This window comes from Gilvibacter sp. CC01 (assembly GCF_055755295.1).
Map to the genome: position 1 here is coordinate 1,276,846 of NZ_CM146909.1, position 25,213 is coordinate 1,302,058.

20 protein-coding genes and 1 tRNA gene are annotated in these 25,213 nt (G+C 38.4%); 1 reads left to right on the forward strand and 20 read right to left on the reverse strand.

Translation table 11 applies throughout. From position 1 onward, the window contains the following. Positions 1–19: 19 nt before the first annotated feature. The 17 genes from AC0J2F_RS06035 to AC0J2F_RS06115 all read right to left on the reverse strand — a co-directional run bounded on the left by AC0J2F_RS06035 (position 20) and on the right by AC0J2F_RS06115 (position 21,627). Positions 20–3,121, reverse strand: coding sequence for a sigma 54-interacting transcriptional regulator (locus tag AC0J2F_RS06035; RefSeq protein WP_473009261.1), 3,102 nt, complete (start codon positions 3,119–3,121; stop codon positions 20–22). 541 nt (positions 3,122–3,662) lie between these two features. Beyond that, positions 3,663–5,015: a TolC family protein gene (locus tag AC0J2F_RS06040; protein WP_473009262.1), complete on the reverse strand. Its 1,353-nt coding sequence runs from the start codon at positions 5,013–5,015 to the stop codon at positions 3,663–3,665. Beyond that, positions 5,012–8,020 carry an efflux RND transporter permease subunit gene (locus AC0J2F_RS06045; RefSeq protein ID WP_473009263.1) on the reverse strand — a complete coding sequence of 1,003 codons (3,009 nt, stop codon included), beginning with the start codon at positions 8,018–8,020 and terminating at the stop codon, positions 5,012–5,014. Before AC0J2F_RS06045 ends, AC0J2F_RS06040 begins: the two co-directional genes overlap by 4 nt. 8 nt (positions 8,021–8,028) lie before the next feature. Further along, the gene (locus AC0J2F_RS06050) at positions 8,029–9,189 is read right to left on the reverse strand and encodes a DUF4221 family protein (protein ID WP_473009264.1); all 1,161 of its coding nucleotides are present in this window, start codon (positions 9,187–9,189) and stop codon (positions 8,029–8,031) included. Between the two features lie 27 nt (positions 9,190–9,216). Continuing rightward, positions 9,217–10,338 (reverse strand): efflux RND transporter periplasmic adaptor subunit, encoded by a 1,122-nt coding sequence (locus tag AC0J2F_RS06055; RefSeq protein ID WP_473009265.1) that lies wholly within the window; start codon positions 10,336–10,338, stop codon positions 9,217–9,219. 223 nt (positions 10,339–10,561) lie between these two features. Beyond that, positions 10,562–11,047 carry a hypothetical protein gene (locus tag AC0J2F_RS06060; RefSeq protein ID WP_473009266.1) on the reverse strand — a complete coding sequence of 162 codons (486 nt, stop codon included), beginning with the start codon at positions 11,045–11,047 and terminating at the stop codon, positions 10,562–10,564. Continuing rightward, entirely contained in the window at positions 11,022–12,167 is a 1,146-nt protein-coding gene (locus AC0J2F_RS06065) for a hypothetical protein (RefSeq protein ID WP_473009267.1), read from the reverse strand. Before AC0J2F_RS06065 ends, AC0J2F_RS06060 begins: the two co-directional genes overlap by 26 nt. A gap of 60 nt (positions 12,168–12,227) precedes the next feature. Then, positions 12,228–12,422, reverse strand: coding sequence for a hypothetical protein (locus AC0J2F_RS06070; RefSeq protein WP_157663456.1), 195 nt, complete (start codon positions 12,420–12,422; stop codon positions 12,228–12,230). Between the two features lie 130 nt (positions 12,423–12,552). Further along, complete coding sequence (gene lepB / locus AC0J2F_RS06075; protein WP_473009371.1) at positions 12,553–13,551, reverse strand: signal peptidase I; 999 nt, start codon at positions 13,549–13,551, stop codon at positions 12,553–12,555. Between the two features lie 99 nt (positions 13,552–13,650). After that, on the reverse strand, positions 13,651–14,058 hold the full coding sequence (locus AC0J2F_RS06080) for a DUF1573 domain-containing protein (RefSeq protein WP_473009268.1): 408 nt from the start codon (positions 14,056–14,058) through the stop codon (positions 13,651–13,653). Positions 14,059–14,067: 9 nt separating this feature from the next. After that, a complete protein-coding gene (locus tag AC0J2F_RS06085; protein WP_157663454.1) occupies positions 14,068–15,240 on the reverse strand; it encodes a 6-bladed beta-propeller in 1,173 nt (390 codons plus the stop codon). A gap of 113 nt (positions 15,241–15,353) precedes the next feature. Next, positions 15,354–15,578 carry a hypothetical protein gene (locus tag AC0J2F_RS06090; protein WP_157663453.1) on the reverse strand — a complete coding sequence of 75 codons (225 nt, stop codon included), beginning with the start codon at positions 15,576–15,578 and terminating at the stop codon, positions 15,354–15,356. Between the two features lie 17 nt (positions 15,579–15,595). Further along, the gene (locus tag AC0J2F_RS06095; RefSeq protein ID WP_087524189.1) at positions 15,596–15,817 is read right to left on the reverse strand and encodes a hypothetical protein; all 222 of its coding nucleotides are present in this window, start codon (positions 15,815–15,817) and stop codon (positions 15,596–15,598) included. A 185-nt stretch (positions 15,818–16,002) separates the two neighbouring features. Further along, positions 16,003–16,671 (reverse strand): response regulator, encoded by a 669-nt coding sequence (locus tag AC0J2F_RS06100; RefSeq protein ID WP_087524188.1) that lies wholly within the window; start codon positions 16,669–16,671, stop codon positions 16,003–16,005. Positions 16,672–16,792: 121 nt separating this feature from the next. Continuing rightward, positions 16,793–19,921, reverse strand: a complete 3,129-nt coding sequence (locus tag AC0J2F_RS06105; RefSeq protein ID WP_473009269.1) for an efflux RND transporter permease subunit — start codon at positions 19,919–19,921, stop codon at positions 16,793–16,795. A 112-nt stretch (positions 19,922–20,033) separates the two neighbouring features. After that, entirely contained in the window at positions 20,034–20,498 is a 465-nt protein-coding gene (locus tag AC0J2F_RS06110; protein WP_473009270.1) for a hypothetical protein, read from the reverse strand. Further along, complete coding sequence (locus AC0J2F_RS06115) at positions 20,461–21,627, reverse strand: hypothetical protein (protein WP_087524185.1); 1,167 nt, start codon at positions 21,625–21,627, stop codon at positions 20,461–20,463. The genes AC0J2F_RS06110 and AC0J2F_RS06115 overlap by 38 nt, the downstream gene beginning before the upstream one ends. A 506-nt stretch (positions 21,628–22,133) precedes the next feature. Here AC0J2F_RS06115 and AC0J2F_RS06120 point away from each other — a divergent pair. After that, on the forward strand, positions 22,134–23,300 hold the full coding sequence (locus tag AC0J2F_RS06120) for a DUF4221 family protein (RefSeq protein ID WP_473009271.1): 1,167 nt from the start codon (positions 22,134–22,136) through the stop codon (positions 23,298–23,300). Between the two features lie 353 nt (positions 23,301–23,653). On the opposite strand, the gene AC0J2F_RS06125 is transcribed toward AC0J2F_RS06120, so the two are convergent. From AC0J2F_RS06125 to trxA, 3 genes are all read right to left on the reverse strand, one after another. Beyond that, positions 23,654–23,727, reverse strand: a tRNA-Asp gene (locus tag AC0J2F_RS06125). 170 nt (positions 23,728–23,897) lie between these two features. Then, complete coding sequence (locus tag AC0J2F_RS06130) at positions 23,898–24,827, reverse strand: DUF58 domain-containing protein (RefSeq protein WP_473009272.1); 930 nt, start codon at positions 24,825–24,827, stop codon at positions 23,898–23,900. Positions 24,828–24,890: 63 nt separating this feature from the next. Then, positions 24,891–25,211, reverse strand: a complete 321-nt coding sequence (trxA, locus tag AC0J2F_RS06135; protein ID WP_272831395.1) for a thioredoxin — start codon at positions 25,209–25,211, stop codon at positions 24,891–24,893. Positions 25,212–25,213: the final 2 nt, after the last annotated feature.

Genomic DNA, 25,213 nt, shown 5'->3' on the forward strand with positions numbered 1-25,213 from the left:
ATAACGGTATTCCGTTACTTTATGCCGGGCGTTGTATATCGAGTTTTTTCATGCGATCCCGTAGGGTACTCGGTTTTAATTGGAGTAATTTGGCGGCGCCTTGCTCCCCGTTGATCTTCCATTGGCACTTTTCTAGCGCTTTAAGAATATGCGCCCGCTGCGCCTCATCTAGGGAAATACCTCCATTGAATTGTGTAAGACTACGCGTTTTGTCCAAATTTTCCTCAGGAGTCTCAAATTCTGGTATTCTTAGGGTCTCTGAATTTGATAAGATCACAGCCCGTTCCATAAGATTCTCTAACTCTCTAACATTACCTGGCCAAGCGTAAGCCATGAGTTTACGCATAACTGTATCTGAAATGAATTGAATCTGTTTGTGGTATTTGACACTAAACCTATCTACAAAGTGCTGTATAAGCACGGGAATATCATCGACGCGTTCTCTTAAGGGTGGCACTTGTATTGGGAATACATTAAGCCTAAAGAACAGATCTTCCCTAAAGCGTTTCTTTTCTACTTCTTCCTTGAGATCTCTGTTGGTGGCGGCTATGACTCGAACATCTACCTTTTTGGTCTTAGGGTCTCCTATCATTTCGAGTTCTCCTTCTTGCAGGAATCGCAAGAGCTTGGGTTGCATGTCGAGTGGCAGCTCTCCTATCTCGTCTAAGAATAACGTTCCGCTGTCTGCAAGTTGAACCTTACCAAGTTTATCGGCTATTGCGCCAGTAAATGACCCTTTCTTGTGTCCGAATAGCTCACTTTCAATAAGCTCTCTCGGAATAGCTCCGCAGTTTACCTTTATAAAAGGTTGCTCTCGCCTATTACTCAAATTGTGCACCGCGCGGGCCAATAATTCTTTCCCTGTACCACTCTCACCCAATAAAAGCACTGAGGCGGTTGTAGGCGCCACCTGCTCCAAGTTGGTAAGCACATCGCTAAAACTGGCACTGGCATAGACCATTTCTTCGAAATTAAAGGTCATGTCTAACTCCTTACGTAAATAGACGTTTTGATCTTCAAGTTGCGTTTTGAGGGTATTGAGTTCATCAACTGTTTGAGATAACTTATTGTTGAGCTCTATAAGTTTCTTTTCGGCTTTCATACGTTGTTCACTCTGAATGATCAAAGAGACCAAACTGGCTACCGAAGTCGCAAAGTGCTCTTCTTCACTACCCCAAATGCGCATGGGCCCAACGTGTTCAAAAACTATGATGCCATTATCTTCGTCATGGCCTTGAATAAACACATCCATCCAAGAAGTAATCCCATTAGGCTCGAGATACACCTTATTGAAACTCTTGGTAAACTTATGCACTCTGGCGTTAGTTACCGCTATGGTCTTATGGTGATTTAAAGACTCAAAATATTCCGGATGATCCTTTGCAAGGAATACCGTTGCGTTTGTGTGTTTTCCGGTTCGCTTATCGTAAAGGTCTTTGCATTTCATGCTAGACCAATCTTTATTGAGCACCCAATAACTTACCCGTTCTACTCCAAGTACTTCTGCAGTCAGAGAAGTAATGCGTTTTAAAGCATTCTCGTAGTTGCTACCAACAAGTCCAGCTAATTCCAAAATTGCCTCTTTTTTTCTGATGGAATTCTCTGTGAGTTTGCGTTGACTCTCAATAAGCCTCACCTGATCTGAAATATCTTGAATAGTACAGAAATGAGCAATTACCAATCCTTCTTTATCGCGAATGATCTGATTGTGAACAGAGACAGGGAATGTACTGCCATCCTTTCTTTTAAACTCAGACTCAAAACCAGAAAACCCCCTACCTTGTAAAACATTTGCTGCACAAGATTTGAATTCCTTAGCCGCTTGCGGCGTTAAAAACCCAAAAGGCAGCACAGCTCCTGCCAACTCATCGGCATCATAGCCAACCATTCTGCAGAAGGCTGGATTCACATCGATAATAACTGACTCCATGTCCATGACCAATAGTCCTTCGTGCAGCGAGTTGATCAATGATTCCGAAAATTCATTGGCCAATTTGAGCTTGTTCTCGAACTCAAAACTATCTGTGATATCAGAAATGGATCCCACATGAGCAGTAATTTCACCGCTCTCGTTTCGCAAATGAGTAACAGACACCAAGGCTGGGAAACGTTCCCCGTTCTTACGCATAAAGGTAAAACGCGCAGCCTTGTTGGATTTGTCCATGATATTAGTAAAGGAAGTGATGATCTCGTCCATATGCTCAGGTGGCCAATAGGGATATGGTGGGCTGATCCCTATTATTTCTTCTCTCTCAAAGCCGATTATTTTTAAAAATGCCGGGTTAGCATCTAAAAACTTACCGAGCGGGTCAATAACAATAAGTCCTTCTTGAAGACCATTGATAACCCGAGCACTGAATTCTCTTTCGCTTTCGAGTTGTTTCTGAGATTTAGAAAGAGCATATCTGTCACGCACTACAGTAACCACAGAAGTTACCTCGCCTTCATCATCCTTTATTGTGGAGATAGATATAGACACAGGAAATGGCGTTCCATTCTTGTGAAAAAAGGTAGCTTCAAAAGAAGGTCTATCTACTTGATAATTAGTAGTTCTGACGTCAACCAATTCTTCAAAGAACTCTGGTGACCAGTGGTAGGGTGGGATGGTTCCTAGTATTTCATCGCGTTCTATCCCTGTCATTTTGAGATAAGCGTCATTAACGTCCACTACCTTGGTCTCTTTATCGGTAATCACTACACCATCTTTTAGGCCGTGAATGAATTGCTGATAAAAGCGATGCTCTTTTCCAAATAAGTCAATGATATCTTGACGTGATAGATCACGACCCACTTTAACAAGTACATATTCAGGATTCTTAACTGGAAGAATCTCCAATCGCACAAACTCTTGCGATCCATTCTTATAAGTGAGCGATAAGAGCTTATTTAAATAACTGGCTATATTGGAAATAGCATTAGAAAATTGCACCTGCTGACACTCGTTGAGTGCTTCCAATAAGGACCATTGCCCCTTTAGAAGTTCCTCTTCCGAATAGCCGGTTAAATTTTCAAAACATGAATTTACGGCCAGAATCTCTGCCGAATTTTTAGAGAGGACCAACTTTGGGCCTTCTTTGCTATAGAATTGATCTCTTTGAGCCTTATTTATAAAATAGGGCATAGTGCTTATTGTTTGGTTATTCTGACCGAAGTCAATTCATCTCCCTTCAAAGGGGGTAACCATAGTGTTATTCTGCCGAAACCGTAGCCTCAAAAGTAGAATAACATTTAATCAAGCAAAGATCAAATGGCTTGTAGGGGATGAATATGTATTTTAAAATTAAGGTTTTCTTAGTAAATGAAAGGTGCAAACCGATAGACACTCACTATCAGATAGATAACTTTAACATTTTCATAACAGTTTGAAGAGTCTTCTGTTTTAGCGATTGACCCAAATCAGAACATATTAGAAAAACGAGATTACAAAGGGCTAATACCAAGCAAAGAATGGAGCGCCCGACTATTGACAATCCACTTCAAACAAAAAAAGCCCATCCAAAAGGATAAGCTCTTCATCGGTCTAATTTGACCACTTCGACCGTTTTACCGGTCTTACACAACGCGGCAAATATACGGACCTTGAAGGGATCTAGCAAACTAATATTTCGTTTTGTTTTTAACCGATTTGATAGGCAAACTCGAAATCACCTTATTCGGACGTATTAATCGAAAGCTAATGGAAGACCTATTAAAAACTCCAAATACTTCTTCTTTATGACCAGTTCGTACTTTGCTCGTATTTCCTCGCTCTGAGCGCGGGCCAATTTGGATTTACTTTCTAAAAAGTCATGACTGGTAAAATTACCCCTTTCATAATTGCGAGTAATTATACGAAAGGCCTCCAACTGTGCCTCAAGACCTCTGGCAGTAGCTTCTTTCCCCGCAATTGCCGCCTCAATATCATTTAATGCAATAGAGATCCGGTTCTTTAGCTCCTTCTTTTGGTTCTCATAAACTTTCTGATTGATGTCAAAATCGATCATTGCCTTTTTTACGGCCGACCTGCCTCTTAAGCGATCGAAAATTGGAACCGAAGCCGTAAATCCTATAAAATTGATCTTGTTATTGTCGAGTTGTGTCCAAAAATCGTTGTTGATAAAGGTTCCCGTATCTGGATTAAAGATAACATCGTCTTGCCCTAAAATCCCAAAGTAAAAAGTACTAAAGTTATAGTTAAAGCTGAGCTGAGGGTAAAAAGAAGAACGCTCTATACGCACCTGTTTCTCGCTTATTTGAGTTTGCAGCTCTGACGATCGCAAAATTGGATTGTTCCGCACTGCCTGGTCAAAGAGTTGATCAGGAGTATCAGACAATAACGTACCATCCTCAACCTGATCAAGCGGTGAGATGTCAAAATCTACTATATCCTCAATATCGAGAAGCTCTTTTAGACGTATTAAACTATTGTCTACATTGGTCTGCGCAAGAATAGCTTCCTTGTAGTCTAACGAATTTGTCGATTGAAACTCCAATAGTTCACTTTTTGAGACCAAACCCTTATCAAACAGTGCTTGTAATCTAATTATTTGCTTATCGCTAATTTCTTGCTGTTCTTTGGCTACTTCTAATATTTCCTTATTCAACAATACCTCCAAATAAAGATCTGTTATTTGCAAAACCGTCTCATAGATTATTCTTTCCGACTCCGCAAGGCCCTTTTGTTGAATTAGCTCGGCCTGCTGAATACTGACATTTTTTCTAAAGCCGTTAAATAAGACCAATGTAGAGTTAAGGCTAAAGTTAGAGGAGCGACTTTCTTGTTGCCCGATTCCTGTTGAAACATCGAAAGAACTGCCCAATCTATAGCTTTGAGAAGCATTAAAGTTCAAATCTGGAAAACGATCGAGCTTTGCTGCAGTAAGGTCTTGTTCATTCTTTAGATTCTCCAACTTTTGGGCAACTACATCAATATTGTTCTCCCGGGCATGCGCAATACAGCGTTCCAGAGACCATAATTGCTGGCCATAGCTTAATCCAAAAGCCATACAAGACACGATAAGTACCAGGTTTTTCATCTCTTAAGTTTTGCAAACTGCATATATAGCAGTGGTATTAAGTACAAGCTAATGAAGGTTCCGATTAACATTCCTCCTATCACTGTCAAAGCAAGAGGACGCTGTAAAAGACTTCCCAATCCATCGATAAACAGAAATGGTACTAAAGCCAAAATTGTGGTAAGTGAAGTCATGACTATGGGTTTCAAACGTAGCTTACTACCTTCTTTCACTGCCTCCTCTAGTGGTTTACCTTCTTTTCGCAAAAGGTTAATGGTGTGGATTTTTAATATACTATCGTTAATAATTATGCCGCTCATAACCACAATCCCTATCATGGACATTAAATTTATAGTTCCCCCAAAAAGCCATAATAATAATAGGGCTCCACCAATATCGATTGGAACCTCTAGGATAATGATCAGGGGTTGCCAAAAGGATTCGAACTGAGCAGCCATTATCAAGTATAAAAGCAGCAATGAGACCGTTATAACAACGGCCAATTCCCCGGCTAATTCTTGTTTATAGAACCAATTACCATCAAACTTTATATCATAGGGACTAGGCTTAAACCGCTCACGAATTAAATCCATCTGCCTCTCGACATCATTAGGTGAGTTCATCTCAAACTCTAAATATTCTCCAATTCTAGAACCGATTATAGACCTGTATTGATTGTCGTTTCTAACCTCGATAAGGTTGCTTACCGCAATCTGTTTCCCTTCTTCATTCATAACAAAAAGATCGCTAAAAATGGATTCAAAATTGTCAGCTTGGTATACTAGATTGATAGGAATGAAGGACTCAGCCGTCTTGAGATCGTCTATAAAGTTCTCTCCCAAGGTGGTTTTTAGCTCGGAAAGCAGATCGGCATAATCAACCTTATATAAGAGCAGATTTTCGTGCAGTATTTCTATAGCCACAGTTACTTTAGTAGGTATTTCAGAGCTAGTAGTATTACCGAAGAGAACAGCAATATCAGGCAACTCCTTTACTTGAGGCACTTCTAGGGATGATTTAGGGTACACCTTGGCTATTAGCTCTCTATTATCAGAACCAAAAATATACTCAAATGCTGTCTTTGGTTTACTAAAGCCAAAATTAGCCTTGGGATATTGTTGACTCAGTTTCTCTGCAAGTTGTCGTTGACTCCGTTTTATATTTGCATTGGTACCTGCATTTAAATAAATCCTGGCCTCTGATGGACTTTTAACCAGCTCTGACTGCAACAAATATTGGGTTTCGCCGATTTCCGCAAATTGGGTCTGAATATCATCAACTCCGGAGATCAGGCTTGCAATACGAACCTGACTCTCCTGTAAATTTACGGGCTCATTCCAGTCAATAGTCAATTGAGCTTCACCTTGTTCCAAATCTGGCAGCTGCTCGTAACTAATAAGTTGAAAGAACAGCAGTGCGCACACGATACCCACCAAAGAAACCAAGTATACAACCCAAGGTGATTTTGAGAAGTACGCATATCCCTTTACATACATATTCTCCAATCCATTATTCTGCAAGCGACCCTTTAACCAACGATCGAATCCAAACTCCCTATGGTAAAGTTGCTTGCACAAAACTGGTATAATAAGAATTGAAACCACAAGGGAACTCCCTAGACCGAGTGAAACAGCAATAGCCTGATCATAGAACAAAGCTCCGGTTATCCCGCTTAAAAAGATAAGAGGCAAAAACACGGAACAAGTTGTAAGAACAGAGCTTATTAAAGGAGAAATGATCTCATTGGTACCTTTAACACACGCCTCTGATATCGAGTGATCATTTTCTAGTTTTTGAGCGATATTATCTGCAACAATAATGGCATTATCTATCATCATTCCAATGCCGAGAATTAGACCCGACAACGATATAATGTTTACCGAAAGCCCCAAAACATACATTAACAATAAGCTCAAAACTAGGGACAAGGGTATTGCAATGGCAATGATTAATGGAGATTTTAAGTCCTTTAAAAAGAAGAACAGGATCAAAATTGCGAATAAACCTCCCAGTAGCAGACTGGATTTTAGGTTATCGATTGAAAGTTTTAACAATCTGGATTGATCTTGATTAGTTTTAAACTGCAACTCAGGATAATCTGCTCTTAACGTCTGCAAAAGCAAATCCAGCTCTTCTTGCACCTTGTAAACCTGGGTTTCGGCTTGTTTGATGATCGCGAAATTTATACTACGCTGCCCGTCTACGAATACATTGCCCTTCTCGCGCTGAATCCCCATCTCTATGTCCGCCAATTCCTGCATCTGAAACAATTTGCCCTCTAAATTCAAGTAGAGTGATCTTATATCATCAACATCTCGAAGTGGATTGGTAAAGCTAAAATTGTATTGATAAATTCCATTCTGGATCACCAAATTCCCCTGGTCAAAATTGTTCTGCTTTATCGCCTCTATTAAAGTATTATTGGTAATACCCAGAGACCTAAGTTTGTCAAGCTTCGGACGTATACGCACCTCATTCTTTACTTGACCATTAATATCTGCAAAAGCAATATCCGGAAGTTGTTCCAAGCGCTTCTTAAGTACCGTTTCTGCAAACAAACTCAGTTCTAAAAAGTCTAGTTTCGTAAAACCATCTTTCAAACTCACTGATAGATTTACAATAGGAACATCTGTCAGTGAAGCTTTGACAACCCTGGGACGGTCAAGGTCCCGAGGTAAGACATTAAGTGAAGCATCTACTTTTTCATTAGCCTCAACAAAGGCATAATCGGTATTCGTGCCATAGTCGAACTGTAATTTTAAAGTCGCAAATCCATCCCTGGTCTCACTTCGGATATCCTTTAAATTGCTCAGCTGCAATAAGCTGTTACGCAAAGGCCTGACTACGTTGGTCTCTAATTCTCTGGCGGTACTGTTAGGATATGCAAGTTGAACGCTAATCTCTGGTACTGCGATATCTGGCATTAATGATGTAGGTATCTGAATGGCCGAAACGACTCCTAAGACAATAAATGCCATAGAAATCATCAGCACTGCAACCGGTCGATCTATTAGGAACTTGACCATAGCAAATATTATAGGAGTTTAAATACCATATATCGTTTTTCATCTTCCTCTTCTTGTTCCAGTACGGGAAAATGCAGGCCTTCCTCTGTGACAAAAAAATTGTCCCAGATCTGTATTTGTTCATGAGGGAGTTTATAAGAGAATACGGCTTCTGTTTCCAAATCTAGAACAACTAAAGACAAGCCTATCAGCTCAGCAGTTTCTTTCTCTGTTTCTGCATCAATTATCCTTCGAGATCCATGTTTAAAAAGCCGATAAATGTATCTTCCATTTGGATCTATGGCCATTGTCAAATAGGTAGGTGATTGATCTGGATTAGGCCCAATACTTATCCCCCCTTCAAAAGTTTTAACAAGAGTATTGTCAAAATACTGCTGGATAGTGGATACTTCTAGATCAGAATAGCCCGCATAATAGCTGGCAATCTTCTCATCTTTTCTAAAATGATAAATGCTGTCTCCTATCTCATAGCTGGTGTATAAGAGGTCACCATCTCTAACAATATAAAAACCCATGTTTCTAATTCCACCGTTTTCGGCAGTAACCGTATTGCGAGCTAATATCTCGTCATAACCAGATACTAACTCGCGTTCATCCATATACACCTTTACCACCTCTTTAGATTTTATATCGTATACAACTCGCTTGAAATTGGGCTTTTGTTGATCTGGCAATACTTGACTGAATCCACAATCCAATTGATCACCCCTTAGTTGAGTAGCTTGGTCAAGATGAAAGGTTTTTCTTTTAAAGAACCCAGATTGTGATGTTAATTCTGTTTTGTCTTTAACCACCCCAAACTTGTCAATTATAAAGTAGGCATCCAGATTCGTGGCAAAAATGCTGTCCCAATTTTGCACAAAATAACTCAGGTGACCATACCTTAGTGGCAATTGATTAGGACCCTCTTGGTCAAGTACTATCTTATGCACTAGCACTCCTGAATCATAATGATAGGCATAGATGCTGTGATTTTTGCGGTTGAAGAAAGTAAAATAAAGACTGTCATTCAGCTCAGTCAGGTTTGGCTGTAAGTACTCGAACGAGGTTTCATTGTCAAGCGCAAATATCTTATCTGTTTGCCGAGTTAATTGTGGCTTTATTGGCACTTCTCTCTGGAAATTATCCGGACCACAAGCTAAGTATAGCAAGAAACAGCTAATGCCCATAAATTTTAATTTGAAGCTCAAAGTCAATTAGTTTGAATTAAATACACCCTCGACTCTAGCATCATGGGCCAAATTTAAATTGCCAGATACAATTATAGAATCCCCTACTTTTAAACTCCCTGGTTTAAGCGCATAGTGAGAATTATTCTCAGCTATCACATCTACATAATTCCATTTTGCCGATCCGTTCTCATAGACAAACACCACCTCACGGTTAGAACGCAGCACCAAAGCTTCTTTAGGAACCACAAAAACATTATCTAGAGGTTGGTTTATAAACACTTTGGCATTCATCCCGTCGTAAAGCCTGTTTCCAGCGTCTTCTATAGCTGCGCGGATAGTGATAAGACCGTTCCCGTCTACTAAGGGGTTGACAGAAGTGATTAAACCAGTGTATGTAGCTTGGTCATCAGAAAACGGAACAACATTTATCGTCTGCCCGATCGAAACAAAGTTAAATTCAGCTTCAAGCACAGCGAAAACAACATCCAGATTTTGCGGTTCGACCAAGGTACAAAACGCATCTGCTGAGGTTATATAATCACCTGCTCGGGTTTCAAGGTTGGCCACAAGGCCTGAAAAAGGAGCGCGGACATAGGTCTGTCCTAATTGTAATTTTGCCTCGTTTAAAGCATTGGCGGCCTCTTGCATTCCAGATCTTAGTTTTAAATTCTTTAAAACCTCATCAGGAATATTGTCTAGTCCGTTCATAGAAGCCCCGTAATTGATCTTATCTTCTTCAAATTGGGCTTTGGCCTTATCGAGCTGAATTTGAGCCTTATCTACTGCATTGATCTGTATGGCATTGTCTAATTGGGCCAATAGCTGGCCCTTGATCACTCTTTGGCCGTTACGCACATTGATTGTAGCGATCTGCCCATTGATCTCGAACCTAAGCTCACTTTTCTGTCTTGATTCAATTTTACCATTCGATATCAACTGTTTATCAAAAACTTGCTGTTCTAACGCTACAATTTGTACTTGCGGAGCACTTTTGTCGAAGTTAGAAAGCTGTTCTTCCTGGATTCCAGCATTGGGGTCATTCTTACAACTACTGACCAAAAGTAAACCTGCAATATAGCATGTACTTATTGTGATACGATATGGAATCAAAGATCCATAAAAATTGAACATGGGGCTGATCTTCATTTTAGGCAACTTAAGAAGAGTAATAATTACACTTGGTAATTCGCCCATTAACAACTTGACAGGGGAGGAGAATAAAGGTTAACAGACAAAGTACCAAGATAAGAAGTTTCATGTTATCACTCAAAAGTTAATTGATTTCCTCTCAGCTTAAAGCTAATAACAAAACGTCCGTTCGGATATTAGAAAGTATAAATTTAAAACTAGACCTTATTCCGGGCTCAGCTTATCTACCTCCTAGTTGTTGAGCAAATCTATCAAAGTTCTCCGCTAGGTTAAAGTAAAAAAACTGACTCAACCTGCCCTCTTCATACTTAAAGAAATAAACCATGGAATTTTTGTAAAAACTAGTATTCACCACTTCAAATCTCTTGTCATAGATGATATTATATTTGCCCCTTAAAGCATCGTTTAAGAAGAAATTAGCTTCTTTTTTGGTTTTGGAACTCATTACCAAATAGACAGAAGGATCCCCTCTAAAAGTCTGTGCTTCCAGTAATCCTTTTATTTTCTCTAGACAGCTTGGACAAATATCCATTGGCAATACCAAATAAATTTCGTTTTGACCACTAATTTCCTGCCCCGATATATGGTTCAAATAACTCTCGAAATCGGCAGCTATATCGGAATATGCACCAGTCTGCTTACAGGCTAAAAAGAACAGAAGAACAAGACCCCAAAAAGCCTTAGTCAGATATTTTCGCGTATTCATAGACCTCGTATTGGAAGGCGTCCTCATCAAAATTATCATTGTTGGGATTGTTTAATGATAGATAAAGAGCATCGTTGCTAATAAATGAACAACCCAAATTGTATGTGCTGGCCTCGAAACGGTGCTCAGAAATTTTGTCAAGACTCTCATCAAGGACTAATATCACGAAAGGCTTGGAATGCATATCGTTCAGGTTACCAGAATCTGGATCAACCAAAGGAACTCCTAATGAAATAAACATGAAATAACGCTTCTGCTTTGGGTTGTATAGCAATTTCTTATTCTGAAAAGCCTCTATATGAAAATTCATAATTCTTTCATAGTCGTTCATATGTATATACTTTTCAAAATAATCGCTCTTAAACTCTTTCGATTCCAATTTCCCATTCTTATACCAGTAAACTTTGTCACTAGTCGGAAAAGTAAACACAATACCTTTTTCTGCAGATGAAGTAACAATAGGAGTTAAATGTCCAGGATAACGAACAGGTTGCACATAATCCAGTTCATATTTCAGCGGAAGTGCTGACAACTTGCGGGAAGCGATATTAATCCGACCAAAAAGGGGGTCATTTACTGCCATTTTCATATTCCTAGAATTCAAATTTCTCGGAAACACCACGAAGGTTAATTCCTTGTTATCGAATATTCCTGAATTAGTACCCATTAATAAATGGACTTGGCCCAGCTCGAGATCCGGATTGGCATCTCGAAATTTGATTTGATCGTAGATTTCTCCGCTTTCTGTGGTAAAATATAGTGTTTGATTGTAAGGCCCCAGAAAGAAGATTGTGTCCTTGTTATGATAATAGAAATGTCCATTACCCAAAGTATTATCTCCTCCTTCGACCTTAGTGTTAGCAAGGCGTCTTAATTTCTGACTAACCAGATCTAATTCTATTAATGACTTGTCGTTCTTGTTCGTATTTGAAATAATTAATTTTTCTTCTTCCGGCAGGTATTGATGCCTGAGATAATAGGGAGAAGTCTGCGAATCGATACTATAACGAACCGTCGTTTTTAAATTTAAAGTGTAATTGCCCTTTGATGATTGCTCAATACTCTCTGATTTACAACCGCACAAAAAGACAAGAACAAAAAGTAATAGTTGAAATTTCATAGCAAAAAAAAACGCATATGTAATACTATGCGCTTATTTTCTTAATTTAATAAGGCCTTATCAATTCGTTTCGATAATAACTGGGTCTAAGCCAATGCAATTTACCCAAAAGTCGATGCAAAAATCATGTCCAGCCATTAGAAACATGTCAAAAACAGGTTCATCTTGGGCAATGGCTTTCTCAGGGCTAGTAAAAATGGCTACACTTGCAAGTAATCCCATTCCAACAGCTAAGTTTCTCATTTTTCTTTTCATAAGTTTGTATTTAAACCCTACCTACTCTCTTTTGGCTTTTCGGTATCCGCCTATAATATCATAAGATAGATGGAAGTTAAGAATAAGTACCTTATAAAAGTTGCGCTAAAAGTGCAATTGACAATTCATATCAGCGGATAATTTTAACTACTTTTCCTTGAAGAAAATTAAACGGTACTACTCCAAAATTACGAGAATCAATTGAGCCATCTCGGTTGTCGCCTAAGACGAAAACATAGTCCTGCTTAAATGTATGCAAATTAGTTTCATTGCCAGAAGGAACAGGAGTTTGCCAATCCTCAAAATTCTCTAGGATATACTTGTAGAGTGGATAATTCTCCTTATTGATTAGCACAGTCAGACCTTCCCCAGGAACTATAAGAGGTCCATAATTATTCGCATCCCAATTTGGGTGTTGACTCCCTCCCAGCAGGCGGGAACCTTTTGTAATTGTGTCCGGACCAATGCTTAGGTTCTTATTTGCCTCCTCGTTCACAAATACCCGATATTCTGAATTTGATAAATTTCTTATTGACCTCTTTCCCAGAGTGTTGGTGACAAGATAGTTTTTGCAGTATTGCTCTTTATCGGGAAGTAGGCTGCCATTTATTGAAACTTGCCCATTTGCTATTAGAAGGGTGTCTGTGGGTAAACCAACGATTCTTTTTACATAATACTTATCGATTTGGTCAATAGCCTTAAAAACGACAATATCCTCTCTTTGATAATCTTTAAAGGGATTCAATGAAGTAAAGGGTTGGAAGTTTATCGTGTCTACATGAGATTTAAATAAATTACCAAAAACAGGGATCTCTTTCCAACTTCTGGGTATACGAGAACCGTAGGCTACCTTGTTGGTAAGAACATATTCTCCTTTAGAAATAGTTCTTTCCATGGAGGCTGTCGGCACGTAGTAGTAGTCAAAAAATAAAGTACGTATTAACACAGCAAATAGTACGGGTGTCGCAATGTAAAACAGAAGCGATATTAATTTTAAAACAATGGATGGAAGCCGAGGTCTTAGAATAGAATACAGATAGCCCGTAGTAACAAAATCGAATACAATCAACAAAAAGATAAACACCAATACGAGCCGCGACCAGACTAAAAATACAAGGCTAACTACCACGAGCAAAACGAAAATGATCTTTCTGCCTGGGTTTATATTTGATGCTTCTGGCAAGCTGAAAAATATTATTTATTAAATGAACTTATACCTTTTTTTGGCTCAACAGATCGTACCTCTCATAATTAACAAAAGGACCACCTTTGACTTTTCAAAATAGACATTGGCTTTTTGCTCAAAAAAGCCAGTGATTTCATTATTGTACTGTAAGGTAATGAAAGTTCTCTGCCCCGGTTTGATCGGGCTAGAATCCCAGTCGATAACTGTACAATCACAGTCAGCATCAATAGATTCTATTCGAATTGGATTAGTTCCATCGTTTGTGATCTCGAAGGTAGCTTTAGATTCACCGCTCTGAGCAACTCTACCAATATCAATTATATTTTCCTTCAAGGTTGCCTTTACTTCAACAGGTGCATCTTCCTTTTTTAACCATATATTATATGCCTTAATACCCGAAAGGGACAAAAGAATTACAAGCGCTACCGTCCATATAATCTTTTCTTTCATTGGGTTGGATCAATTGAAGTTATAAAAAAACAGTAGGTCGCTGTTCTCGTAATTCAAAGAGTCTAAGGCTGGTAACAAGTCGGGGTTTATATTCTGCAATACACCAGTAAATTCATCACTGAGTTCTTTGTAGATTTCAAAGCGCTCAAATTGTAAACCGCTGATGTATTCGCTGGTACTACTTTTACCCACAGGTATTTCCAAAAATCGCAGTGTGAGGTCGTCGGCCTTATTTTGAGGAATATAGGTTTTATCGGCATCCTTGAAATAATAAGCCAGATTATACATACTCTCGTTTATAAAAGAGAATGCTATCATATTCGAATCCACATAGTACTTATTGGTTAAATATGCCACATCTCTGGCATTGGTTTTTGCGTCAAAACCAGGAAGATCGAACTTTTGTTCTTCTGGCCATGTTTTTGGACCAAAATTAAAGCGGTATACGGGTGTGAAATTGAGTTCATTATCCAGAGAAAGAATAACTGAAGAAGACTTGTAAGTGAAATACACCTTATCTGCCGATTTATTCATGCCTCCAGACAATCCAAAACTTTTGTAATCATCATAGTCATCAGGATATTTCCCGAAATAGCCAGTAGGAGTTCCAGTTTTTGTGTCTACTATTTTTATAGCGTATTGACCAGGTTCTATATAGCCGATGGAACAGGCCAGTACGTTGGGCGCTAAAACCGAGAGTGATTCTGGGTAGAATCCTTTAAAATCAACCTTTCGCACAAAATCGTTTTTTGAATTGTAAATCGTCAAACGAATTTGTGCATCTAGAATGATGATCTCATCATTCTTCTTATCAATATCGAAATCAAAGATAGATTCATATTCCTTTGGGCCACCACCTCGGATGCCTACTTTATTTAGAAACTTACCACTCTGGTCAAATACGAGGATATTCGATTTTTTCTTATCAAGAACAAAAAATTTATTCTTGTGTTCAATTACTTTGTCTATGCTCGCCAAGGCATCTATTTCCGCTATTTCCATTAATGGAATGAATCTACTCTCACCAAATAGCGAAGCTAGGCGTACTTCTAAGTTCTTTTCGGCCTGGGTAATGTCAATTAATGAGGCTTGTTGATAATCTATGTGATCCTCTTTTTCAACACAACTTACCGAGAACAATAGCATAAAACAAATAAGAATTTGAGGCAGCATTCTTTTCATAACCATTTACGAATTCCGTGAAACATTAAATGTAATGAGATTAAATACAATAAATAAAGTAGCGCAGTCCATAAAGGGCCGACACTACTTAGCTATTCAGGTTTTAGTTTTTACTACTGATTCGTTCCATCAGGGCAAGGGTTTGGAGCACAATTACCTCCGCCTTGTACACATAGAGTTCCGATAGATGCATAGAAACCTTCGTTATTGAAACAAGGAATTTCCATAATCTTCTTCACAGGTCCTATTACACTAGCATCCGATTGAAAATAGCCGTAAAAACTCAACGAAAATGCCGACACCGCTGCTACGACAGTTAATAATTTTAGTTTTTTCATGAATATTAGTTTTAGGATTAATTATTGTTTTCGTCGCCGCATGGATTTGGAACACAATAACCTTCGCCTTGGATACATTCGGCTCCTGATCCAGTTAATCTTCCAGCTGCATCTCTGCAGTCAATTTGATTAATTTTTTTTGCCTCTGTAAACGATGCTTCTGCCGAGGTGGTATTAACCAGACTCAAACATGTAAAGGCCACTCCTGCAGCTAGGGTGAATAATTTTAGTTTTCTCATGATCTCGTGATTACGGAATTAATCTTTTTGTTTTTCAAGAATATTGAAAGAAACGCGATAAATTTTGCGCATATAGTGCAAATATGTTTTTTGGAACGAAATTTCTCGGCTGATATCTTTTGATCGGAATTTTAAAAAGAACAACTGTTCTGTGTGAGAATACCTCAACGGAAATTTTAGAGCAACTAAATAATACCCATAGATTTAGCCTTTAAGATAAGGGCTCGGTTGCTTTGATCTAAAACCCCAAGCTTTTCTTTAAGCCGCTTTTTACGATACTCTATAGCTCGTTTAGATAGCAGCAAAGACGCTCTCATTTCTTTATTCGTTGAGCCTTGGTTTAACTCGTTGAGCATTTTTAGGTCGGTTTTATCCATACCTAGTTCCTTTAAGGGATTTTTATTGAGATAGGCTGTTGTACTTTGGCAATAATAATTGCCGCCAGTAACCACGGCCGCTATAGCACGATCTATCTCCCATGCTTTGATACTGCTCTTTACTAAGCAACCCTTGGGATTGAGCTCTGCAAAAATACGGTGCAGGTGCCACCAGGAATAATTTGCTGTAGCCACAATAAGCGGCGTTTCACTGTATTGCTTAAGTAGCAGGTTTCCCACATCGATACCGTTGAATAAATTGTATTGTGAACTGGCGGGAATTCGAAGATCCAAAATTACCAGATCAAATGGGGTTACGCTTTTGGATATATAGAAATAAGCTTTCTCACAATTATTGGCTTCATAAACACTAAGAACCTTTTGAGCTTGCTGGACGTAACTCTCTAGTTTAGATACGTAAACATTACGCACAAGAGGTTCGTCCTCTACCAATAGTACTCTGAAAGGCTTGTACATAGACAATTTGCATTTAGAACAATGCTGTTCCTAAACAACTAGTTGTGCAATCAGTTATTTACAACTGACCTCAATTATATAAATCGGGGAGAATCACGAAGTTATCAGAATTTCTGCAAACTCAAAATGCATCATCAAATTTTCTAGCTCTTCTTAAGCTAAATAGGGGCAGATAAATTAGTATTCCTACAAAAGAAAAAAGCAGACCGCCTATAGTCCCCGCTCCTAGGGCAAACCAAAAAACTTCATTCTGCCCGTCAGCCACAAAGGGTATAAAACCGAGAATGGTAGAGATAATGGTAAGTGAAATTGGGAATATCTTCTGCCTGAAGGCTTTTATATAAGCTGAGAGTCCATCCATACCGGTCTTTCGCAAAAAGTTGAAATCATTTATAATAAATATAGATGCATTGACAGTGAGTCCACTAAGCAAAACAAAACTGGCCAAACCGCCTTGATCAAAATTATAATCAAACCAGTAAAAGGTCAAAAACACCCCAATAAAAGAAATGGGAATCACGCTTAAAATTATAAATGGCTGCGTAAAGCTTTCGAAAAGTGTTGAGCAAAGCAGATATATTATGGCAATAACCAAAAGAAGTAGCCAAGTATATTGCGAGGTTTCCTCTGTTTTGAAAAAACTTAGACTCCTCTGGCTACGCTCAAAGGTAAAACCAATGGGTAATGTAGGATTAATACTGTCTAGGGTCTTGCTCAAAAATCGGCTTCCGAATTTTGCAGCACCAGTATATTGAAATTTTATTTTTCTCAGATATTCCTGATTCTCTTTATCGATATTCTCTTGCTCTTTTACCTTTACCACCGTTCCTACATTGGCGAAGCGTTTTGGGAAATCAAGACTGTCCATTGGGTTGTTCTTAATATTCCAAAGGTCAAAGTCATAAGCCCTTGTAGATTCAAAACGCAAGGGATAGTTTTGCCCTGCCAATGTTAAATTAAGATCTGTGTTCTTTTGCAAGCTAACATCTTGTAGTTGCCGCATAAAACGCTGTGGCGAACTGCCTTGCAATGCCAGGGCCTGTTTGTCTAAGCTAAACTGATATTCATAACCGGACTTTCTTGAAAAGTCACTATTGTCAGTGATTTGGGCTTCCTGTATACGGGGATGTGCCTCTAGTGCTTCCTTTAATTGCAGAGCTAATTCACTTAATTTTTCATAATTGTAGCCTCTAGCCTGTACCGAATAATTATTGATAGCCCCAACAGCATTACCGTTGTTAAAGCCTTGTCCAACACCGTAAATACTCCATTCTAGGCCGCCAAAATCTAAGGCTTTTCTAATTAATCTGGCCTTTAGTTGATTAGGAAATGCTGTGTTTACAAAATCCTCTTGAAAGGTTATTTCCATACGGGCGTAATCTCCACTATATACATTGGTCACATACCTATCCACTTCGACCATTGGACTCAAATAATTCTCCAAACCTAGAAAAACCTCATTCATTTGATGCACTGTGGCTCCTTTCTCCATGCTGCCTATTACATAAAGTTTTGTCTCTTCGTTACGGCCGTAAAAGGCATTCTCATAAACGAAGTACGAAAAGAGTCTGAAACTACCCCCTAGATATTTGTCAACAGATGGCCGTATATGCTCTAAATACCACTCATTACCCAGTGTATTGTTATACGCTTTTTGGTACCAGGTTTGATTGCTCTCTAATTGTTTTGGAAGCATAAAGAAAGGCACACCAAAGATCAGGATGAGCAAGATGATAGCCCCTTTCTTATACCCGAGTAAGAACCGTAGTAACTTTGCATATTTTGGATAGAACCAGATCGAGAATCTCTCAATCGCTACATTTTTTTGCTTTGTCTTGTATGCGATCCGCTTTAGAATCGCGGGCACCATATAAAATGCAATTACCAAGGAGACGCCAAGGTTTATACTTATAACTTTAGCAAAGTCTATCAAATTTAGTTTGTACTCATCATCCAGAAAGTTGATTACGCTCAAAGCACCCATTGTAGTTAAGGTTGAGGCCAATATGGGAATAATGATTTTTTTGTTTCCCTGCATTCTGAGGTGATCTGTCATTACGATAATATTGTCAATGATAATGCCTAAAGAAATTGTTATTCCCGCCAGAGAATACAACTGAATCTCCACCCTGAATAAATAATAGAAGACAAAAGCAATACAAATATTTGCGACCAGGCAGATAACCACCGTAAAGAGATATCGCAAAGACAAGCTCACCAAACCTATGAACAATAGTAGGATTATGAGGGTGTAAATACTGCGCTTATAGATCTTACTTAGTTCTTCCTGTAGGTATGTGGTACTGTCGTAATCTTTTACGATTGTATAGTCTGATGGCAGTGTTTTCTGAATCTCATCCAACAGTAGGACAACCTCTTTTGCAAGGGCGATAGTGTTTGCGTCTTTGGTCGCGTTCAAACCAATAGTGATGGCATTTTTACCATTGACACGGTAATAGCTTCTGGCTTCTTGTTCCTGCTTGCGTATCTGAGATATCTCATCGAGGTAAACTATCTTTCCTCCAACCTCAGTTAAGGGAATATGCCATTGTAATTGCTGCGGCCCAGGTTTAACCACCACGTTGAATTCCAGCATGCTTTGATGCACCTTTCCTATCGAAACTCGTTCGAACAGGCGGTCTACTGCAAAGACAAGCTGCTGCTTCCCTATATTTAAGGCCCTTAATTTATCATTGTCAAAACTAATAAGGAACTCTAAAGGATTGGCACCATTAACGTTCACTTGATCAATGCCACTCAAAGAACCGATCTGGGGAACAATACGCGCACTTACTGTCTCTTGTATCTCCAAACGAGAACGCGGGGCATTAACACTATAAGATAAAAAAACACCTTGTTGATCATCATCCGGGCGGTTAACACTGATCACAGGATAACTACAATTAACCGGAAAGCTTTTATACAATTGCCGTATCACAGTGGCTACTTCGAAACGAGCTATGTCTATATCGGCATATTTATCAAAACTGATCTGTACATATCCTATAGATTTCGAAGACCTTGAACTTATCTTTTCTATATTCCGAAGGGTACTAAAACCACCTTCCAAGGTAGCTGTGATCTGCTGTTCGACAGATTTAGAAGATGCCCCCGGCCAACTGTAATCAACACGTATAGAAGGAGGTGTTTTACTTGGGTTTAAGCGCAATGACAAACGCGAAGCCAAACCGAGACCTATTATGGTCAAGACCATAATAACAACTAATATTTTAAAGGAAGAAAACTTCAAGTTGGTTAAGAATTACCATTGTAGGGAGAGGCTTAAATTAAACAAAATGGTGGTTATTTGCCTTAACAACTACGAAATATAAAGAATATCAATTAAGCAGGATGTTCTAAAATTATAGTGCTCGTTTGTCTAAATACATTTTTGCTTCTTCAATTTTAAAGTCGCTTATGTTCAGATGATAAATACATTTACCATCTTTCATATCAACAATCATTGGTTTGGAAAAACCTGTTTCATATTGTGATATCACAAACTTATCATCAACTAAAATGTTATCATACAAATCATACAAATTTTGAATTTGTAATACCCTTTCCGTATCAAAAGTTTCACCAACTAAGATCAGCTGTACATTGTATTTTGTACTACTTAACAAACCTATATTTAACTTTATGCAGTTATCACAGCCGTTGATTGGAAGCAAAAAATAAATATTCTCTCCCTCTAAATTGTCAACTTGAAGTTCTTGTGTTAAGTAAGCAGTAAAATCTTCACAGTAAGCATAAGCACTTTCATTTTTACAAGAAACCAATATCTGGTTAAAAATTAATATGAGTAAAAATGTTCTCGCTCTCATCTTCGATATTTTTAGAGTTTATCAATATACCAGAAGGCGTTGGTGTTACGGCAAAAAAGGTAAATGCTGATCCATCGAAAGCCATTTCGCCAATTTTAATCATGTTCTCATCAAAAGCGATAATTGAGAAACTCCTGTTAAAAGTTGGGTTATTTAATCTATTGGTTAACGGATTCTTTAAGGGTTGTTCATGTACAACCACTCTGTAAAATCTATTCGATTCCTCCTCGTACATAAGCCGATTATACGACCCATTGGTTGTTATAAAGCTGATATACTTTTGGGCATCTCGCTTTCTTGGTAATTTTTCAAAAGTGTTTAAAAAATTACTCTTGCCGTCAAAAACCCCTACTAAACTGTCATTATTTGCCTGATACTTATAAATGTTGTGATCGTATTTCATAGACAAAAAATAGATCCCTTTATCAAAAAAGGGAATGTAGCTTAAATTGTAATTATTGGGTCTTAAAAAATCTTGATTCGCGTATTGGTCTGGCCATTCCCCGAATGATTCTAAAAAATTCTCGCTCTCCAGATTAAATTTTCTTGCAAAAGCCTTTTTGTAAAATTCCTTATCAGAATCAAAATTGTAAGGTGGAAATGTTCTAAAATGAATATTCTTGTTTGTAAGATCGAAATGAAATGAATATGAATCAACAGTTGTAATTTCGAAAAAGTCATCAGTTTGTCCACTTTCATATACATCATTGATATTCCATATCTTCTTAATAACTCCCTTGCTATTTATTAAGCAGAGTTTGGCATTTTTATTCGAGAAAAGGAAAATAGAATCCAGATTCACAGCTAAAAAATCACCAAATTCCAATTTGCGCTTTAGGAATTGGTCCGTATTGTAAAAATCTAGAATGGTGTCAATTTTCTTTGCTGTGAGATTGACAAGTTCCAACTTCTGTTGCGAGGTATTAAGCGTAATAAAATACAGGGAGTCCTTTTGACGCAGCACCTTCTTAGATTTCCCCGTGCCTAAATAATTCCAATCTTTTATTGAAAAGGTATCTGTACTTAATTTTTCAAGCTTTTGATTCTCCTTATAATCTATTCCAACTTCTTTAGAGTTTCGGGAACAAGAAAAAAGGATAATTACCAGTGAAATAAACCAAATCTTCATATAGTAAATTAAAAAAGGAAGAATACTCTTCCTTTTACTTGTAATTAAATTCTTTTAGTCAATGCATTAAAGAATGTTATTGGTTTGTACGAAACTGATAACATATCCAAGTAGTGATATCACAAAGATCACCCACACCTCCACACATATATCTATACCCCGAAAAGCACTCTTCAGTTTCTTGAATAACTTCAGTATTACCTCTCAAACTACGCGAAGAAGTATCTTTTGCGTTGATACTATCCAGATTTAGTATTGACGGTGCAAACAAAAAGGCGAATACGATTGCGAATAATACATTTTTTTTCATAATTATGATTTAAGCACCTACTCTATCCAAGGCTTTTCGGTTTACGCCTACAATTAAACCTTGAATGTAAGTATGGTTGAATAATTAATATTGCACTTTTAGTGCAATTTTAATATGCAAGTGAGTTGTACCTTTAACATATAAAATTGGTTACTGAGATGTTCAACCCACTTTTCGTTTTTTTTATCTACTTCATATGCAAACGAAAATTCTAATTATTCTGGGGGTATTTCTCATTGCCTTATTCGGTTGTAATAGTAAATCTGAGTCTACTAAAAAACCCATTGATGGGGAGCCAATAGCCAACATTTCATCTGTAGTTCGGGATACCTTAAGCATAAAACTAAAGCCTGAACTCAGTCAATATTATAACACCACGGCATTTGACAGTAAATCAAGTTTGTATTACGGCTATAACGAGGTCAAACACGCTATAGATATCTTCAATTTCGAGAGTGAAGCCTATGTAAGAAGCATACAATTAGAAATAGAAGGGCCAAATTCAGTGCAACCCTTTAACGAAATCACAGTCGTAAATGACACTATTTTTCTAATTGGATATTTTTACTTTACCGTAATGGATACTGATGGCAATATAAAGAGGAAAATTCCAATAAACAGTAATTCAGATAAACCTTATTATTTGAACCATTTCCTATATCCTGATAAAGATAATGGATTGATCTACCAAAGGGAAACGGGTAAATTTTTCATCAAAAATGCCAATATGCAGGTATCCAAACAAAAGGACGTTAAAGGTTTTTTTAGATCCTTCAAAGTTTTAGGGGAATACGACCTAAAAAACGATGAGGCAAAAATTTTGGATATTGGTTTTCCTGAGGCATACTTAGAAAAGGATTTTGGTTTTAATGAGATCGTCTTTGCAGATAGCGATAACAAGAATATTTATCTAGTCTATTCTGGACTACCAGAGCTACAGGTTTACAACATAGCCTCTGGTGAAACGACAAACTATGAACTATCTACAGAAGGATTGGAAGATGTCAATATGAACTACAAAAAAATCAGTGATGCAGGGGCAGATATGACCGATATTAGCAATCTACTCAACGCATACATATTTAACTCTAATTACGGGCCTATCTTTGTTAACAACACAATAATTGCACGTGTATATCAAGGAGCAGTGCCAGAAAGTGTTCCGGTTTACGAAGCAAATAAGCATCCCAAAAAATCTGCAGTTCAGTTATTTGATAAAGGGAGCTTGCAGCTATTAAAAAACATTGATCTAGGATTTACAATCACGTTTTCGGGCATTTATTTGCAGGGTAACACCATGTATTTTCAAACACTATCAGAAAACGAAGACGAGCTTCAATTTATTCGTCTGACCTGGGACTAAACAAATCTCTAAAAACTCCACAATTCAATTAGGATGGGATTCTTATAACGAATTAATTTTATGGCCTTCGGCCAATTGCGTTTTTTTGTTTTTCCACCTTAAAAGCAAGCTTTTTCGTTCAAAACAAAAAAAGCATTTCACTTTCGCGAAAAAATTGACTCGATACGACAAGGACGGGATTCATTTTTGCTTCGCAAAAATGGTCCGCAGGGGTGGTCCAGCAATAAAGTGAACCCTTACCTCCTGCTTGCAGCAGGAGAAGTCTTTTTTTGTTTCCTACGCCTCAAAAGCAAGCTTTTGGGCTTGGAAACAAAAAAACCCTTCACTTAATCGTGAAGGGTTCTACTTTGTTGCGGTCTGGACGGGACTCGAACCCGCGACCCCCTGCGTGACAGGCAGGTATTCTAACCAACTGAACTACCAGACCAATTTTTATCATCCTCCGAAGCTTCGGCGAAGGAGGACATCAACAACAGTTGATTTTAGATAAAATTGTTACCATACTTTTTGGAGGTTTAACGCCCCAGGCTGTAATAGCGACTGCAAATATACAGTTCAATTTGAATGTGGCAAATATAAATTTAAGAAATTTTAACCCTAGGCGAACTTTTGTCGCTCCACCAAATAAGTGGTCAAAATAGTATCAAATGCCTTGCGAACATCGGCTTCAACATATTTGATTCTATACTGGCCGCATTGCAATCGGATCTCCTCAAAATAATTGGAGATTGCCGTCTGATAATCATCGCGTACCGAATCTGCATAAAGATTTATATGTTCACCTGTCTCCACATCTACAAAGCGCTTAGGACGGTTATTGAAATCGAAATTCCACTCCAACTCCTTATCAAAAACGTGAAAGAGCACCACCTCGTGCTTGTTATACTTTAAATGTTGTAATGCTTCGAACAGAGCCTCTCGAGATGCTTCGGTCTGAAACATATCGGTAAAGAGAAACACCAAGGAACGGCGCTTCATTTTTTCTGCTATCTGATGTAAAAAGGTATAGGTCTGGGTCTGCTTGGATCGGCCGGGTTTAATTATTGCCGCATTGAGTTGATGCAACAACTGCTGATGGTGCCTTTCGCTCCCCTTTTCGTTAGCGTAATACTCATAAGTATCGGAATAGATACTCATCCCAACGGCATCGCGCTGACGTTTGAGCAAGTTCATTATTGCCGCCGCAGCCAAAGCAGAGAACGAGATCTTGTTGAGCGAGTCTATCGAATATTCTTTAAGCTCCGGATAATGCATGGAGCTCGAATTATCGATGATCAAATGGCATCGCAAGTTCGTTTCCTCCTCATAGCGCTTGGTGTAGAGCTTATCGGTTTTTGCGTAGAGCTTCCAATCGATGTGTTTTGTGGACTCTCCAGGGTTGTAGATCTTGTGCTCGGCAAACTCCGCAGAGAAACCGTGAAATGGACTTTTATGCAATCCGGAGATAAAGCCCTCTACCACCTGAGCAGCCAAAAGCTCTAAATTCTTAAAGCCCGATATCTCGTTGATCTCCTTTTGAATGTCCATGTATGGCTAAACTAAAAAAGGTTGACCATAAGGCCAACCTTTTCAAGTTAATAGTTCTATAAATTAGTTTAACAAAGACTCGATTGCCTCAGCATAAACATTCTTAGGAGCTACACCAACTTGGCGTCCTACTACTTCTCCGTTTTGGAAAACCAAAACAGTTGGAATATTACGCACTCCGTACTTTGCAGCAAACTCTTGGTGAGCATCTACGTCTACTTTTCCAACTACGGCCTTTCCTTCGAATTCCGTACTCAGTTCATCAATGATAGGACCTACCATACGACAAGGTCCGCACCAAGCAGCCCAAAAGTCAACCATTACTGGTTTGTCACTCTTAAGAACGGTTTCTTCAAAAGTTGCATCTGTTATTTCTAAAGCCATGG

Bases quoted from the DNA above. Each gene is read 5' to 3' on its own strand.
- AC0J2F_RS06055 (WP_473009265.1), bottom strand. From the start codon at position 10,338: ATGAAGATCAGCCCCATGTTCAATTTTTATGGATCTTTGATTCCATAT.
- AC0J2F_RS06070 (WP_157663456.1), bottom strand. From the start codon at position 12,422: ATGAAAAGAAAAATGAGAAACTTAGCTGTTGGAATGGGATTACTTGCA.
- AC0J2F_RS06110 (WP_473009270.1), bottom strand. From the start codon at position 20,498: ATGAGAGCGAGAACATTTTTACTCATATTAATTTTTAACCAGATATTG.
- AC0J2F_RS06060 (WP_473009266.1), bottom strand. From the start codon at position 11,047: ATGAATACGCGAAAATATCTGACTAAGGCTTTTTGGGGTCTTGTTCTT.
- AC0J2F_RS06120 (WP_473009271.1), top strand. From the start codon at position 22,134: ATGCAAACGAAAATTCTAATTATTCTGGGGGTATTTCTCATTGCCTTA.
- AC0J2F_RS06045 (WP_473009263.1), bottom strand. From the start codon at position 8,020: ATGGTCAAGTTCCTAATAGATCGACCGGTTGCAGTGCTGATGATTTCT.
- AC0J2F_RS06115 (WP_087524185.1), bottom strand. From the start codon at position 21,627: ATGAAGATTTGGTTTATTTCACTGGTAATTATCCTTTTTTCTTGTTCC.
- trxA (WP_272831395.1), bottom strand. From the start codon at position 25,211: ATGGCTTTAGAAATAACAGATGCAACTTTTGAAGAAACCGTTCTTAAG.
- AC0J2F_RS06130 (WP_473009272.1), bottom strand. From the start codon at position 24,827: ATGGACATTCAAAAGGAGATCAACGAGATATCGGGCTTTAAGAATTTA.
- AC0J2F_RS06065 (WP_473009267.1), bottom strand. From the start codon at position 12,167: ATGAAATTTCAACTATTACTTTTTGTTCTTGTCTTTTTGTGCGGTTGT.
- AC0J2F_RS06050 (WP_473009264.1), bottom strand. From the start codon at position 9,189: ATGGGCATTAGCTGTTTCTTGCTATACTTAGCTTGTGGTCCGGATAAT.
- AC0J2F_RS06085 (WP_157663454.1), bottom strand. From the start codon at position 15,240: ATGAAAAGAATGCTGCCTCAAATTCTTATTTGTTTTATGCTATTGTTC.
- AC0J2F_RS06090 (WP_157663453.1), bottom strand. From the start codon at position 15,578: ATGAAAAAACTAAAATTATTAACTGTCGTAGCAGCGGTGTCGGCATTT.
- AC0J2F_RS06080 (WP_473009268.1), bottom strand. From the start codon at position 14,058: ATGAAAGAAAAGATTATATGGACGGTAGCGCTTGTAATTCTTTTGTCC.
- AC0J2F_RS06040 (WP_473009262.1), bottom strand. From the start codon at position 5,015: ATGAAAAACCTGGTACTTATCGTGTCTTGTATGGCTTTTGGATTAAGC.
- AC0J2F_RS06095 (WP_087524189.1), bottom strand. From the start codon at position 15,817: ATGAGAAAACTAAAATTATTCACCCTAGCTGCAGGAGTGGCCTTTACA.
- AC0J2F_RS06100 (WP_087524188.1), bottom strand. From the start codon at position 16,671: ATGTACAAGCCTTTCAGAGTACTATTGGTAGAGGACGAACCTCTTGTG.
- AC0J2F_RS06035 (WP_473009261.1), bottom strand. From the start codon at position 3,121: ATGCCCTATTTTATAAATAAGGCTCAAAGAGATCAATTCTATAGCAAA.